Origin of the sequence: Streptomyces sp. NPDC051664, from assembly GCF_044453545.1 — a bacterium.
In the GTDB taxonomy this organism is placed as follows: Bacteria; Actinomycetota; Actinomycetes; order Streptomycetales; family Streptomycetaceae; genus Streptomyces.
Window position 1 is genome coordinate 89,400 of record NZ_JBITCU010000012.1, and the last position, 14,243, is coordinate 103,642.

Genomic DNA, 14,243 nt, shown 5'->3' on the forward strand with positions numbered 1-14,243 from the left:
CACGGGAGCGGCCCCGCTCCTGTGAAGTGGAGCGGGGCCGTCGCGGTTCACTCCGACATCAGTTGTCGTTGAGGAACGTGTAGTCCTTGCACTCGCCGTCAGGCGAACGGCAGAACTTGAAGCCGATGTTGGTGTTCTCCGGCAGGTCGTACACGCCGCCCATCGCGGCCTTGCGGGTGTTGGTGTTGCCCTCGCCGCCGACGCTGAACGAGTAGCGCGGGTTGCCGCTCGGGCTGCCGATGTACACGTTCATCGTGACACCGCGGCCGTCGGCGTCGTTGTCCTTGATCGTTACGACATCACCGTACTCGTTGAAGAAGGCGGTGCCGCTCCAGTCGACGCCGGGAACGTTTCCCCAGGCATCCCCCGTGTGCATGGTGTGGTCGGCCGCCACCGCAGAGTTGGTCACTCCCATTACGAGCGCGGCGCTCGCGGCGGCCACACTGGCCATACGTCCTAGTCTCAAGTCGTTCCCCCTGTAAGCACTTTGGGCCTCTGCAGATGCAAAAGCCAGCGCGATCCTAGGGCCAAAGAATCACGGAAGGCAAACTGTTTCGCGACCCACGCGCTGGATGCGGCGCACCCCGCGCACGAGTCCGGTGGTGGGCTGAGAAGAAGTTGACAGACTGGGCAGCATGGCCGCACATCCCCGGATCGGCTCCATCTGGGCCGTGCGCTTCCCGGGCGCCCCGCAGCACGACTACGACTTCCGGGTGACCGGGGTGTTCACCAAAGACGGTGTCACCTACGTCGAGGAGGAGAGGCTCGGAAGCGGCTCACTCGGCAGGGGACGGCTTGAGGACATCCTTGCGTACGCGGAGCCCGTCAGCGACGAAGCTCTCCATGGCGTGGACATCGCCGATACCTGCAGCCTCAAGCCTCATAACGGCACGGCGGACTGATATCCAGTCCGTACCTCATCGAGCACCCCTCAACCCACCACGCTCCCATCCCGTCCGCCGTCGGGAATCTCGCCGTGCCATCGGTGGGACTGGAGGCCGCTGTGGCGGCACTCCATGCTGAGACGTTGTTGGACTGCTCCCCTGAATGCTGGGCACACCCAGATCAGTCAGACCCGGCGGTACGTGAAGGGGCGCTCCCACCTGTCGAAGGATGACATGCGTCGCATGGGCGAGTTCTCCGTTCCCGCGCCCCCGGAGCCGGATCCTGGCCGCACTGAGACCAGAACTGAGACCGTCGACACTCGCGCGGCCCGCGCTCGACGGCGGCGTCGCATCCAATAAAAGCAAAAGCCCCAGGTCACGGCGAGTGAGTCCTGAGGCTTCTACAGAGCCGCCTTCGGGATTCGAACCCGAGACCTACGCATTACGAGTGCGTTGCTCTGGCCAACTGAGCTAAGGCGGCACGCCCCGTCGCACCATGGTGCGATCAGCGGCGTCGCCAAGTCTACACAGTTTCGGAGAGTGCTCCGTACCGCCCTCCCCCGGAGCCGTACCCGCTGGTCAGGGGGGAGCTTCGGCGAATCGGGGAGTCAGGAGCACTTCTTGTCGGCGGCGGGCGGGGTGCCGTTCAGGAGGTACGTGTTGATCGCCGTGTCGATGCAGTCGCTGCCGCGGCCGTACGCTGTGTGACCGTCTCCCTCGTAGGTGAGGAGCCTTCCGGAGGAGAGCTGGCCGGCCAGGGACTGGGCCCACTTGTACGGGGTGGCCGGGTCGCGGGTGGTGCCGACCACGACGATCGGGGAAGCGCCCTTCGCCTTGATGCGGTGCGGGGTGCCGGTGGCGCCGACGGGCCAGTCGGCGCAGTTCAGGGAGGCCCAGGCGAGAGGCTTACCGAAGACCGGGGACGCCTTCTCGAAGCTGGGGAGGGCCTGCATGACGGAGTTCGGGCCGGTGAAGGCCGGGGGCGAGTCGAGGCAGTTCACGGCCGCGTTGGCGGACATCAGGTTCGCGTACGTGCCGTTCGACTGACGCTCGTAGTAGCTGTCGGCGAGGGTGAGCAGGCCGGAACCGTCGCCCGCCTGGGCGCCCTTGATGGCTTCACGGAGCTGCGGCCAGGACGATTCGTCGTACATGGCGGCGACGACACCCATGGTGGCGAGGGACTCGCCGAGCTTGCGGCTCTCGCCGGTGGGGATGGGATTGGCGTCGAGGTCGGCGAAGAGCTGCTCGAGGTGGGTGGCGGCATCGGCAGTGGAGGTGGTGCCGAGCGGGCAGTCCGACTTCTTCACGCAGTCGGCGGCGAAGGACTGGAATGCGGTCTCGAAGCCCGCGGTCTGGTCGCGGTTCATCTCGATCGACGAGAGCGCCGGGTCCATCGCCCCGTCGAGGACGAGGCGGCCGGTCCGGGCGGGGAAGAGCTCGGCGTACGTCGCACCCAGGAAGGTGCCGTACGACGCCCCGACGTACGTCAGCTTCTCGTCACCGAGCAGGGACCGCAGGATGTCCATGTCGCGGGCCGCCTCGACGGTGGAGACGTGCGGGAGGATCTTGCCGGAGCGCTGCTCGCAACCGTCCGCGAACTTCTGGAAGGAGTCGCTCAGCTGCGTGACCTCGGCGGCGTCGTCAGGGGTCTGATCGACCTGGGTGTACGCGTCCATCTGCGGTCCGGTGAGGCATTCGACGGGTTCGCTGCGGGCGACGCCGCGCGGGTCGACGGCGACCATGTCGTAGCGGGCACGGACCGGGACTGGGTAGCCCGCGGCCGCGTAGCTCTGGAGGTAACCGATGGCGGAGCCGCCGGGGCCGCCCGGGTTCACCAGGAGGGAGCCGATCCGCTTGCCCGGGCCGGTGGCCTTCTTGCGGGAGACGGCCAGTTTGATGTCGCCGGCGCCCGGCTTCGCGTAGTCGAGGGGCGCCTTCATGGTGGCGCACTGGAAGCCGGAGACACCGCAGTCCCGCCAGGTCAGATGCTGTGTGTAGTACGGCAGAAGCTCCGTGGGCGCGGCAGGCGCGGAACTCGACGCACTCGTCGTCGAACTGCCGCTGCTGCAGCCGGAGATGAGTAGGCCGGCAGTGCCGAGCAGGGTGCCGAAGGTACGGAGCAGGCGCCTGGTATCCATCCCCGGAGCGTAGCCGCCATGCGACGACTCGCCCGATTCGTTACCCAATCGGGTGAATCGGCGATCCGTGTCGGCGGTCCATACCGGAGCTTCGTGTCAGAAGTCGGTGTCAGCCTGCGCGCAGTGCCATCGTCATCGCCTCCACCGCGAGCAGCGGCGCCACATTGCGGTCCAGCGCGCCGCGGCAGGCAATCACTGCCTCTATCCGGCGCAGGGTGCGCTCGGGTGTGGAGGACCGGGCGATCCGGTCGAGTGCGTCCCGGACATCGACATTGGAGAGCGCGATCTGCGAACCCAGCTGAAGTGCCAGTACGTCGCGGTAGAAGCCGGTCAGATCGGTGAGCGCCAGATCCAGACTGTCGCGCTGGGTGCGGGTCTTACGGCGCTTCTGCTTGTCCTCCAGCTCCTTCATCACCCCCGCCGTGCCGCGCGGCATCCGGCCTCCGGCGACCGCGCCGAGCGCGGTCTTCATGTCCTCGGTCTCCCTGACGTCGACTTCTTCGGAGACCTGCTTCGCATCGTCGGCAGCGGTGTCGATGAGCTCCTGGGCCGCCTTCAGACAGCCGCCGATGTCGTCGACCCTGAGCGGAAGCTTGAGCACGGCCGCGCGGCGCGCGCGGGCCTTCTCGTCGGTGGCGAGGCGGCGGGCCCGGCCGATGTGCCCCTGCGTGGCGCGCGCGGCGGACGCGGCCCGATCCGGATCGATGCCGTCGCGCCGGATCAGCACATCGGCGACGGCGTCGACCGGCGGGGTGCGCAGCGTGAGATGACGGCAGCGGGACCGGATGGTGGGCAGCACATCCTCGAGGGAGGGGGCGCAGAGCAGCCACACCGTCCGCGGCGCGGGCTCCTCGACCGCCTTCAGCAGTACGTTCCCCGCGCCCTCCGTGAGCCGGTCGGCGTCCTCCAGGATGATCACCTGCCAGCGGCCCACGGCCGGGGAGAGCTGGGCGCGGCGGACCAGCTCGCGGGTCTCCTTCACACCGATGGAGAGCTGGTCCGTGCGGACCACCTCGACGTCGGCATGCGTACCGACGAGGCTCGTGTGACAACCGTCGCAGAAGCCGCACCCCGGTGCGCCGCCCAGGGCACGGTCCGGGCTGGTGCACTGGAGGGCGGCGGCGAAGGCGCGGGCGGCGGTGGACCGCCCGGATCCCGGCGGTCCGGTGAACAGCCAGGCGTGGGTCATCCTCGACCCCGGCGGCACCCGCTCCCCCGCAGAGACGGCGGTGACCAGCGCATCGGCGTCCTGGGCGGCGGCGCCGAGCTGCTCCTGCACTCGGTCCTGGCCGACCAGGTCGTCCCATACGGACATGGGTCACCGCCCTTCCGGTGGTCGTGTACGGCTCCGGCTTCCCATTGTGGGGGAAGGGTCTGACAATCCCGGCGATCCGGTCCGTCCCCGGCACCCGGGCCCCCGGCCGGGGATCCGGCTGGGGCCCGTCAGCCGGCTTCGCTCAGCGGCGCGGGCGGCGGCCGCGTCCGGAGGCGCCGGGGTCCTCGTCGTCACTGTCGTGATCGCCGAGCAGCTCGTCCGCCAGCGTCGGCAGATCGTCCAGCGGGGTCTCCTCGGCCCAGTCCGGACGAGGACGCCGGCCGCGCGACCGCCGCTCCTGCTCCTGCTCCTCGGCAGCGTGGGGATCGCTGAACTGCGGCAGCTCCCGGGTGCGCTCGTTCTCCCTCTCCGCTGCGTGCTCGTCACGGAAGATGCCGCGCGGAACCCGGTCCGCCGGATGCTCGTCACGAGCCTCCCGTACGTCCCTGACCGGCGGGAGCACGGTCGTCTCGTCCGCGGCGCCCGCAGCGTCCCGTGCCGAAGGACGCTCCGACCGCTCGGAACGGTCCGTCGCGTCGGAGATCTTCGGGAGCATCGCCGTCTCGGCCTCGGGCGACGGTGTGGCAACCGGCGACGGCACCGCCTGGGTCACCTCGTTCGGGCCGACCATCGGCGTCGGCACCGTCAGCTCGTTGTCCGGGACGGACGCGGACCCCGCTCGGGCACCCCCCGCCGCCGCAGCCGCAGCCGAAGCCGCCTCGGCCTCCGCCTGCCGCCGGGCCGCCTCGGCCCGCAGCAGAGCCTCCTCGGCCTTGCGCTGCTTCTCCAGCCGCCGCGCCTCGGCCTCCTGTCGGAGCCTGGCCTCTTCCTCGGCCTGCCTTCGCAGCCGGGCCTGCTCGGCCTCGCGGGCCTGCTCCTCGGCCTCCCGCCTGACCCGCTCCTCCTCGGCGATCCTGCGGGCCTCCTCGGCCCGCCGGCGGCCTTCCTCCGCCTGCCGCTCGGCCTCGCGCTGCCGCGCCTCCTCCAGCTCGCGGCGCTGACGCTCCTCCTCCTCGGCACGGAGCTTGGCGAGCTGTTCCTGGCGCTCGCGCTCCAGTCGCTCTTCCTCCGCCTTGCGGGCGGCCTCTTCCTCGGCCTTGCGCCGGGCCTCGTCCTCGGCCGCCTTGCGCGCCTCCGCCTGGGCCTTGATCTCGGCCTCGGAGAGTGGCAGGAGCTGGTCGAGCCGGTGGCGTACGACGGTGGTGATCGATTCCGGATCCTGGCCCGCATCCACCACCAGATAGCGGGTCGGGTCGGCCGCGGCCAGGGTCAGGAAGCCGGACCGTACCCGGGCGTGGAACTCCGGCGGCTCCGACTCCAGCCGGTCGGGCGCCTCGGTGAACCGTTCCCGCGCGGTCTCCGGGTCGACATCGAGCAGCACCGTCAGATGCGGAACGAGGCCGCTCGTCGCCCACCGCGAGATCCGGGCGATCTCGGTCGGGGACAGGTCTCGGCCGGCGCCCTGGTAGGCGACGGACGAGTCGATGTAACGGTCGGAGATGACGATCGCGCCGCGCTCCAGCGCCGGACGGACCAGCGAGTCGACGTGCTCGGCACGGTCGGCGGCGTACAGCAGGGCCTCGGCCCGGTTCGAAAGACCGGCCGACGACACGTCGAGCAGGATGGAACGCAGTCGCTTGCCGACCGGGGTCGCCCCCGGCTCGCGGGTGACGACAACCTCGTGGCCCTTGGCGCGGATCCACTCGGCGAGCGCCTCGACCTGGGTGGACTTGCCGGCCCCGTCGCCGCCCTCCAGAACCAGGAAGAAGCCCGTCGCTGCCGGCGCCACAGTCGGTTCGCCGCCGCGCAGGGCCTCGCGCAGATCGCGGCGCAGCGGCACTCCGGACCGGTCGTCCGTCCTGGCGAGGACGATCGCGGCGACCGGAAGCAGCAGGGCGCCGATGAGCATCAGGGCGAAGGCGGCGCCGCCGTGCGCGAAGACGAAGTCACCTGCGGTCAGCCGGTGCGTGCCGATGGCAGCGGCCAGCAGCGGGCCCCCGACCGCGCCGAGCGCGATCAGGACCCGGACGACGGCCTGGAGGTGCTCGGTGGTCCTGGCCCGGCGGACCTCCTCGGTCTCCTGGTCCACGAGCGTGTGCCCGGTGTACGCGGCGACACCCGCCGCGTATCCGGCGAGGACCGCGAGGAACACCACGGTCGCCGTGTCGGGCACCAGGCCCATCGCGAGGAGCGCGACCCCGGTGACGGCTGTGGCGAGGGCGAGCAGCCGGCGCCGCGACAGGGTGGGCAGCACCCTCTCGGCGGTTCGGATGCCGGTCCCGGTGGCGCCGGTCAGAGCGAGGATCAGCAGGGCGAAGGCGACGGGGCCGCCACCGAGGTCGGCCGCGTGCAGCACTGCGACCGCGGCCGCGGCGGCGATCGCTCCGGCGACCGCTGCGCAGGCACCGACGATCAGCGGGACGGCGCCGGTGCGGCCCTTGTCCGGGCCGTCGGCCGTGGTCGGACGGCGCAGGCCCTCCAGAGGCGAGCGCGGGCGGGGCGTCGGCGAACCGGGCAGTTCGAGGAAGTACAGGGTGGAGATCGAGGCGGAGAACAGCCCGGCCGCGACGTACGAGCCGAGGGCCGCCTGGTGGAAGGAGAACCACTCCAGCCCCGAACCCAGCAGACTGCCGATGAGCGTGGCGATCAGCAGGACGGCCGCGGCGGCGGGAACGGCGGCGAAGTCCGTACGCAGGGAGAGCCGACGCAGGGCGTCGAGATGGTCCGGCAGCGGGCGTACCGCGGCGCCCTCCGCGGGCGGGGCGGGCAGCAGCGCGGGCGCGGCGCTGTCCTTGGCGATGGTCCACAGCCGTTCGCCGATGCCGGTGACGAAGACGGTGATGAGAATCATCATGAGCGCCTTGTCGGGCATCCAGTCGATCCACAGCGGTGCGACGACGAGCAGTGCGAGCCGCAGCCCGTCCGCTCCGATCATCAGCCACCGCCGGTCCAGCGGTCCGCCGGGCGCGGTGAGCGTTGTCAGCGGCCCCAGGAGTACGGCTCCGAAGAGGAGCGTGGCAAGGATTCGGGCACCGAAGACAGCGGCGACGGCAAAGGCCGCCCCGCGGTATCCGGATCCGAATGAGCCCTCAAGGACCGCCGCTTGCAGCGACAGCAACACCAGCACGAGAAGGGCGAGTGCATCGCCGATTCCGCCGACGAGCTGCGCGCTCCACAACCGCTTCAGCGGGGGAACACGCAACAGTGCTCGTACGGCGCGCTCGCGTGAGTCTGCGGCAAGTGTGTCGGAGGTGGGGCTCACGACCGTTGGCTGCTCGGCTCGCGTCATCCGCCCAGCCTATCCGGAGCGGTGCGGTCACCGGTGGCCCCATCCGAACATATGGGCGCCGGGCGCGGGATGGGGCGGTGTTCGGGAGCCTGCGGCGGCTCGTTCCCCCACCAAAAAAACGCAGGGCCCGGCACCTCGAGAGGTGCCGGGCCCCGGCGCTCACACGTGCTCGGCCGTCAGCCGAGTTGTCGTCAGTCCTCGACGGGGGACGCCGCAGTCGCCTTCTTGGCCACGGCCTTCTTCGCCGTCGTCGCCTTCTTTGCGGTCGTCGTCTTCTTCGCCGCGGTCTTCTTGGCCGCCGTCGCCGTCGTCTTCTTCGCCGTCGTCTTCTTCGCGGCCGTCTTCTTCGCCGGGGCCTTCTTCGCCGTCTTCTTCTTGGCGGGTCCCTTGGCGCGCTTCTCCGCGAGGAGCTCGTAGCCGCGCTCCGGCGTGATGTCCTCGACGCTGTCGTCGGTGCGCAGCGTCGCATTCGTCTCGCCGTCGGTGACGTACGCACCGAAGCGCCCGTCCTTGACGACGACCGGAGCACCGCTCACCGGGTCGGTGCCCAGCTCCTTCAGCGGCGGCTTCGCGGCGGCCCGTCCGCGCTGCTTCGGCTGGGCGTAGATCGCGAGGGCCTCTTCGAGCGTGATGTCGAAGAGCTGATCCTCCGAAGTGAGCGAACGCGAGTCCGTGCCCTTCTTCAGGTACGGGCCGTAGCGGCCGTTCTGCGCGGTGATCTCGACGCCCTCGGCGTCCTCGCCGACGACCCGCGGCAGCGACATCAGCCTGAGCGCGTCGGCCAGCGTCACCGTGTCCAGCGACATCGACTTGAAGAGCGACGCGGTCCGCGGCTTCACCGCGTTCTTGCCGGTCTTCGGCGTCCCCTCGGGCAGCACCTCGGTGACGTACGGGCCGTACCGGCCGTCCTTCGCGATGATCTGGTTCCCGGTCACCGGGTCCGCGCCGAGCTCGTAGTCGCCGCTCGGCTTGGCCAGCAGCTCCTCCGCGTACTCGACGGACAGCTCGTCGGGCGCCAGGTCCTCCTGCACATCCGCGCGCTGGTGGCCTTCGGCGTCCTTCTCACCGCGCTCGATGTACGGGCCGTACCGCCCGACGCGGAGCGTGATGTCGTTGCCGACGGGGAAGGAGGAGATCTCCCGGGCGTCGATCGCGCCGAGGTCGGTGACGAGCTCCTTCAGACCGCCGAGGTGGTCGCCGTCGCCGTTGCCCGCGGCGGAGGCCGCGCCACTGACGGCGTCGTCGCCCTCGCCGAAGTAGAAGCGCCTCAGCCACGGCACGGACTGGGCCTCGCCCCGCGCGATGCGGTCGAGGTCGTCCTCCATCCGCGCGGTGAAGTCGTAGTCGACGAGCCGGCCGAAGTGCTTCTCCAGCAGGTTGACCACGGCGAAGGAGAGGAACGACGGGACGAGCGCCGTGCCCTTCTTGAAGACATAGCCGCGGTCGAGGATGGTGCCGATGATCGAGGCGTACGTCGACGGACGGCCGATCTCGCGCTCTTCCAGCTCCTTGACCAGCGAGGCCTCGGTGTAACGGGCCGGCGGCTTGGTCGCGTGGCCGTCGGCCGAGATCTCCTCGGCGGACAGCGCGTCGCCCTCGGCTACCTGCGGCAGCCGCCGCTCACGGTCGTCGAGCTCGGCGTTCGGGTCGTCGGCGCCTTCGACGTACGCCTTCATGAAACCGTGGAAGGTGATCGTCTTGCCGGACGCGGAGAACTCGGCGTCCCGGCCGTCGCTCGCCCGGCCAGCGATCTTCACGGTGACGGAGTTGCCGACCGCGTCCTTCATCTGGGAGGCGACGGTCCTCTTCCAGATCAGTTCGTAGAGCCGGAACTGGTCGCCGGTGAGGCCGGTCTCGGCGGGCGTGCGGAAGCGGTCGCCGGAGGGACGGATCGCCTCGTGCGCCTCCTGCGCGTTCTTGACCTTCCCGGCGTACGTACGCGGCTTGTCCGGCAGGTAGTCGGCGCCGTACAACTGCGTGACCTGCGCCCTTGCCGCGGAGATCGCGGTGTCGGAGAGGGTCGTGGAGTCGGTACGCATGTAGGTGATGAAGCCGTTCTCGTACAGCTTCTGCGCGACCTGCATGGTGGCCTTGGCCCCGAAGCCCAGCTTGCGGCTCGCCTCCTGCTGGAGGGTCGTCGTACGGAACGGGGCGTACGGGGAGCGACGGTACGGCTTCGACTCGACGGACCGTACGGCGAACGCGGAGTCGGCGAGCGCGGCGGCCAGGGCCCGGGCGTTCGTCTCGTCCAGGTGCAGCACCTGGCCGGAGCCGGACTTCAGCTGGCCGTCCGGACCGAAGTCGCGGCCCTGGGCGATCCGGCGGCCGTCGACCGCGTTCAGGCGGGCGGTCAGCGTCGACGGGTCGGAGGCGTCACCGGTTCGGCCGGTGGCGAACGTGCCGGTCAGGTCCCAGTACTCGGCGGAGCGGAAGGCGATGCGCTCGCGCTCCCGCTCGACGACGAGGCGGGTGGCGACGGACTGGACGCGGCCGGCCGACAGTCGCGGCATGACTTTCTTCCACAGGACCGGCGAGACCTCGTAGCCGTAGAGACGGTCGAGGATACGGCGGGTCTCCTGGGCGTCGACCATGCGCTGATTGAGCTCGCGCGGGTTGGCCACCGCCTCCCGGATCGCGTCCTTGGTGATCTCGTGGAAGACCATCCGGTGGACCGGAACCTTCGGCTTGAGCACTTCCTGCAGGTGCCACGCGATGGCTTCGCCCTCGCGGTCCTCATCGGTGGCGAGGAAGAGTTCGTCGGACTCGGCCAGCAGCTGCTTGAGCTTCCTGACCTGTGCCTTCTTGTCCGCGTTGACGACGTAGACGGGCTGGAAGTCATGCTCGACGTCGACGCCGAGCCGACGGACCTCGCCGGTGTACTCGTCCGGCACCTCTGCGGCGCCGTTCGGCAGGTCACGGATGTGCCCGACGCTCGCCTCGACGACGTATCCGGGGCCGAGGTAGCCCTTGATCGTCTTCGCCTTGGCAGGCGACTCGACGATGACGAGTCGGCGGCCGCCCTGTGCGGTCTCGCTGGTCGGGGACAACTTCGCTCTTCTCTCCGGTCGACACTCAGTGGGCATCCGGGCAGCGCGATGGCGCTGCCGACGGTGCTGTCGCTGCGGAGTGTGACGGTACAACCCGCCCCCGTGTCAAACGGCAAAAGCCCGCAACGGCCACTCGAACGGTAACCCGACTTCCGCCATTCCTGCCGCCCGAGTGCCCGTTACGCGGTGCGCACGGTCGCTGCCTGCGGGTTTCGGGGCCCGGTGGCCGCGCTGTGATCGCCGGGGGAGAGAGGCGCCGCCGCCGGGCGTGTTCCCGGGTCCGGACCCGGTGGCGGCACGGTCGGGGAGGCGGTGGGAGCCCGGTGGCGCCGGGCCGGGGAACGGATCAGATGTGAGTGAAGCACCACACGCCGAGGACGAGGAAAAGTACGCCGAACAAAGTGGCGAGTGCGGTGGAGACGACGGGGCTCACCCCGTGCGCGACCGGCGCGCGATGGACGATGCGCGCCCCCGTCCATACCAGCAGCGCGGCCCCGAACAGCGCGAACACCGTCCCGGCGAAGACCGCAGGTCCGCTCTCCATGTCCGTACGCCTCTCTGTCTGCGCCCGGCGCAGAGCCCGTGCCCGCGTCGAGTCGCCTCGCCAGGGGAGGCTGCCACGCACGGGCGTCGTGGACACGAACCCCGGGTGAACTCCAGCACCGCGGCCCGTGGCGGTGGTCGGCGGCGGCGCGCCCCGGCAGCGGCCGGTGCCGCGACCGCACCCGACGACCGCACCCGATGGCCGTGCGCGATGGCCGGATTCACATCACCCGGATTCACATCACATCGAGCGTCGCGCGTCGTCTGCTGCCGCGTTCGAAGAGCGTCAGCAGAACGACGGCGAGCACCGCATACCCGGCCCCCGTCGCCAGCTCGGCACCGAGCCGCCCCCGGTCGAGCCCACCCCCCGCGGACAACTGCCGGGCGGCCTCGGCGGCGTGGGTCAGCGGGAGTACGTCCCCGAAGGCCCGCATCCACCCCGGCAGGGTCTCGCGCGGCACATTGGCCCCGGTGAGCAGAAGGAGTACGGAACTCGCCACGTTGGACACCAGGAACACATCGCGGAAACGCAGCCCGAGCGCCCCCAGGGCGAGCCCGAAGGCGGAGCAGCCGGCCGCGGCGACGACGAGTACCGCCCCGAGACCGGGCAGCGAGCCAACCGGAACCCGCAGTCCCAGCAGGAGGCAGGCGGCAGTGAGCGTGAAGACGCTGATGAGGAGGCCGTTCAGTACATAGGGCAGAGCACGCCCGAACCAGAGCGGAGCCCGGTGCCGAGGGCTCAGCAACACCGCTCCGAGGGTGCCGTAGCGGCGCTCGTTGGCGATGGCCATGGTGCCGCCGTAGACGCAGGCCGTGGAGGCGGCGACAACGGCGTTGCCCAGCAGGTAGAAGCGGTCGTCGGCGACACCCAGCTGTCGCCCGAGAAAGACGAAGAACAGCAGTTGCAGCAGCGGGCCGACCAGCAACGTGCCGATGAACATGGGCGGCGTCGTCCAGTTGAACAGGGCCCGGTACGAGAGGGCACCACCGATCACGACGAGTCGCAGCGTGCGGACGGTGCGTCGAGCGAGGTGGGGAATCCGGTGGAACATGCGGCGAAACTCCTGGGCTTCAGGCGAGGGAGAGGGTGGCAGCGGCCCGCGCACGGCGTTCGACCCGCCCCAGGACGAGTACGGCAATCAGCGCGTAGACCGCACCGAGGGCGAGGGCGACGGCCATCGGGGTCAGTACCTCACCGACGGCCGCACCACCCGATGTCGCCGCGTGCACGGCACGCGAACTCCAAGTGGTCGGCAGCGCCAAGGAGACCGGACGCGTCCAGTCCGGGAGCACGGTGACGGGCACGAGCAGCCCGGACAGCAGCCACACGGGCGCGTCCAGCGGGTTGGCGAGCGCGTTGGCGTTGCGCAGCAGCACGAACGTGGCGGCGAGCAGCAAGCCCATCATTCCCAGCGACAGGACGCACACCGGTACGGCCACCAGAAAGAGCAGCGGGTGCGCGAAGTCGAGAGGCACGTCGAAGAGCACGGCGCCCCAGACCACGGTCGCGCCCATGGCGTACGTACCGATGACGGCCGTGGCCAGGGTGATGGGCAGAAGGACGAGGGAGAGCGGTGTGGGCGAGCTGACCAGCGTCTCCAGGGTGCCGAGCCAGCGCTGGTTCTGTACGGCTCCGCCCGACCCGAAGAGCACCGAGGACCAGATGCCCATCAGCCCCGCGCCGACAGTTGCGGTGAGCAGCCCGTCGGGGTCGTCGGCGGCACGGAAGAGGTAGACGGCGAGGGTCGCGTACACCAGGGGCACGAGGACGGCGAAGGTGATTTCGAGCGGTGAGCGGCTCATGTACGAGACATGGGTCCGCACTCCGACGACGGTCAGGCGAAGGGCCCGCGACACGGTCATACCGCGGCCTCCTCGGACCGGCCGGCCGTCGCGGCGCGGGAGTCGTCGCCCGCGCTGCCGTCCGTGCCCGTGCCCGCGCGACCGGCCGTACCGATCCCGGCCATCTCGGACTCCTCGGATCCCTCGGCCCGCTCGGCCTCTTCGACGATCGCGATGTACGCGTCCTCCAGGGTGGGTTCACGGGTGACGACCCGTCCGATCCGGATCCCGTCGAGCGCCGCCAGGACCTGCGCGTGCAGCTCCGCCCCGCGTTCCGTCTGCACCATGACGGCCTGCCGGCTACCCCGGTCCTCGGCCGCCACCCCGCGCACTCCCGGCAGTTCGCGGATGCGGTCGAGGTGCTCGTCGGCAGCCCCGTACGCCTCGATCTCCAGGATGTCGCGCTCCTGGACCCGGGACTTGAGCCGGTCCGGGGTGCCGAGCGCCCGGATCGTGCCACCCGCGATCACCGCGATCCGGTCGCACAACTCGTCGGCCTCGGCCATGTAATGGGTGGTGAGCAGAACGGTGGTGCCACCGGTCCGCAGATCGGCGACCGTACGGCGCAGATCGCGCGCCGCCACCGGGTCGACACCGATGGACGGCTCGTCGAGGAAGAGGACGTCGGGCTTGTGCAGCAGACCGCGGGCGATGTGCAGACGCTGCCTCATCCCGCGTGAGTAGCCTTCGACACGTTCCCTCTCCCGGCCGGCCAGGCCGACCAGGTCGAGGAGTTCGGCGATCCGGCGCTTCTGCTCGCGTGGCTCGACCCCGTACAGCTCGGCGAAGTAGCGCAGGTTGTCGAGAGCGGAGAGCCGGTCGTACAGGCCCCGGTCGCCACCGAAGACGTAACCGATCCTTCGGCGTACGGCCACGGGGTCGGACGCCACGTCATGGCCGAGGACACGGGCGGTGCCGGAGGTGGGCAGCAGCAGGGTGTTGAGCATCTTGATGGTCGTGGTCTTGCCCGCGCCGTTGGGCCCGAGCAGTCCGAACAGCTCGCCGCGCGCGACCTCGAAACTGATGCCGCGCACGGCCTCGGTCGTGGTGCGGCGGGGGCGCAGAAAGCCGGTGCGGCTGGTGTAGGTGCGGCGGAGATTCTTCGCCTCGATCGCAAGCATGGCGGGGACGCTAGGCCCGCCCGTACCGCACCCGCCATCAATTCGGTGGCTGCCGAATCGTCGT

10 protein-coding genes, 1 tRNA gene and 1 pseudogene are annotated in these 14,243 nt (G+C 70.4%); 2 read left to right on the forward strand and 10 right to left on the reverse strand.

All coding sequences use genetic code 11. The annotated features are described in order from the left end of the window. Positions 1-58: 58 nt before the first annotated feature. Positions 59-451: a hypothetical protein gene (locus ACIA8E_RS22860; protein ID WP_399301093.1), complete on the reverse strand. Its 393-nt coding sequence runs from the start codon at positions 449-451 to the stop codon at positions 59-61. Between the two features lie 184 nt (positions 452-635). Here ACIA8E_RS22860 and ACIA8E_RS22865 point away from each other — a divergent pair, with 184 nt between their 5' ends. Beyond that, positions 636-902 (forward strand): hypothetical protein, encoded by a 267-nt coding sequence (locus tag ACIA8E_RS22865; RefSeq protein WP_399301095.1) that lies wholly within the window; start codon positions 636-638, stop codon positions 900-902. Between the two features lie 153 nt (positions 903-1,055). After that, a pseudogene (locus tag ACIA8E_RS22870) lies at positions 1,056-1,244 on the forward strand (integrase); the annotation flags it as partial. Positions 1,245-1,291: 47 nt separating this feature from the next. Here ACIA8E_RS22870 and ACIA8E_RS22875 read toward each other — a convergent pair. The 9 genes from ACIA8E_RS22875 to ACIA8E_RS22915 all read right to left on the reverse strand — a co-directional run bounded on the left by ACIA8E_RS22875 (position 1,292) and on the right by ACIA8E_RS22915 (position 14,179). Further along, positions 1,292-1,365 (reverse strand) — tRNA-Thr (locus tag ACIA8E_RS22875). A gap of 127 nt (positions 1,366-1,492) precedes the next feature. Further along, entirely contained in the window at positions 1,493-3,022 is a 1,530-nt protein-coding gene (locus tag ACIA8E_RS22880; RefSeq protein ID WP_399301097.1) for an alpha/beta hydrolase, read from the reverse strand. Positions 3,023-3,131: 109 nt separating this feature from the next. Further along, positions 3,132-4,337, reverse strand: a complete 1,206-nt coding sequence (locus ACIA8E_RS22885; protein WP_399301099.1) for a DNA polymerase III subunit delta' — start codon at positions 4,335-4,337, stop codon at positions 3,132-3,134. 142 nt (positions 4,338-4,479) lie between these two features. Further along, a complete protein-coding gene (gene tmk, locus ACIA8E_RS22890) occupies positions 4,480-7,626 on the reverse strand; it encodes a dTMP kinase (RefSeq protein ID WP_399301101.1) in 3,147 nt (1,048 codons plus the stop codon). 191 nt (positions 7,627-7,817) lie between these two features. Further along, entirely contained in the window at positions 7,818-10,673 is a 2,856-nt protein-coding gene (topA, locus tag ACIA8E_RS22895; protein WP_399301103.1) for a type I DNA topoisomerase, read from the reverse strand. Between the two features lie 346 nt (positions 10,674-11,019). Continuing rightward, positions 11,020-11,217 (reverse strand): hypothetical protein, encoded by a 198-nt coding sequence (locus ACIA8E_RS22900; RefSeq protein ID WP_329162723.1) that lies wholly within the window; start codon positions 11,215-11,217, stop codon positions 11,020-11,022. A gap of 235 nt (positions 11,218-11,452) precedes the next feature. After that, positions 11,453-12,268: an ABC transporter permease gene (locus tag ACIA8E_RS22905; protein ID WP_399301106.1), complete on the reverse strand. Its 816-nt coding sequence runs from the start codon at positions 12,266-12,268 to the stop codon at positions 11,453-11,455. A gap of 19 nt (positions 12,269-12,287) precedes the next feature. Next, positions 12,288-13,079: an ABC transporter permease gene (locus ACIA8E_RS22910; RefSeq protein ID WP_399301108.1), complete on the reverse strand. Its 792-nt coding sequence runs from the start codon at positions 13,077-13,079 to the stop codon at positions 12,288-12,290. Further along, complete coding sequence (locus tag ACIA8E_RS22915) at positions 13,076-14,179, reverse strand: ATP-binding cassette domain-containing protein (protein ID WP_399301110.1); 1,104 nt, start codon at positions 14,177-14,179, stop codon at positions 13,076-13,078. Before ACIA8E_RS22915 ends, ACIA8E_RS22910 begins: the two co-directional genes overlap by 4 nt. Positions 14,180-14,243 lie beyond the last annotated feature (64 nt).

Excerpts from the sequence above, each read along its gene's own strand:
- ACIA8E_RS22860 (WP_399301093.1), bottom strand. The coding sequence starts at position 451 with ATGGCCAGTGTGGCCGCCGCGAGCGCCGCGCTCGTAATGGGAGTGACC.
- ACIA8E_RS22865 (WP_399301095.1), top strand. The coding sequence starts at position 636 with ATGGCCGCACATCCCCGGATCGGCTCCATCTGGGCCGTGCGCTTCCCG.
- ACIA8E_RS22880 (WP_399301097.1), bottom strand. The coding sequence starts at position 3,022 with ATGGATACCAGGCGCCTGCTCCGTACCTTCGGCACCCTGCTCGGCACT.
- ACIA8E_RS22885 (WP_399301099.1), bottom strand. The coding sequence starts at position 4,337 with ATGTCCGTATGGGACGACCTGGTCGGCCAGGACCGAGTGCAGGAGCAG.
- tmk (WP_399301101.1), bottom strand. The coding sequence starts at position 7,626 with ATGACGCGAGCCGAGCAGCCAACGGTCGTGAGCCCCACCTCCGACACA.
- ACIA8E_RS22900 (WP_329162723.1), bottom strand. The coding sequence starts at position 11,217 with ATGGAGAGCGGACCTGCGGTCTTCGCCGGGACGGTGTTCGCGCTGTTC.
- ACIA8E_RS22905 (WP_399301106.1), bottom strand. The coding sequence starts at position 12,268 with ATGTTCCACCGGATTCCCCACCTCGCTCGACGCACCGTCCGCACGCTG.
- ACIA8E_RS22910 (WP_399301108.1), bottom strand. The coding sequence starts at position 13,079 with ATGACCGTGTCGCGGGCCCTTCGCCTGACCGTCGTCGGAGTGCGGACC.
- ACIA8E_RS22915 (WP_399301110.1), bottom strand. The coding sequence starts at position 14,179 with ATGCTTGCGATCGAGGCGAAGAATCTCCGCCGCACCTACACCAGCCGC.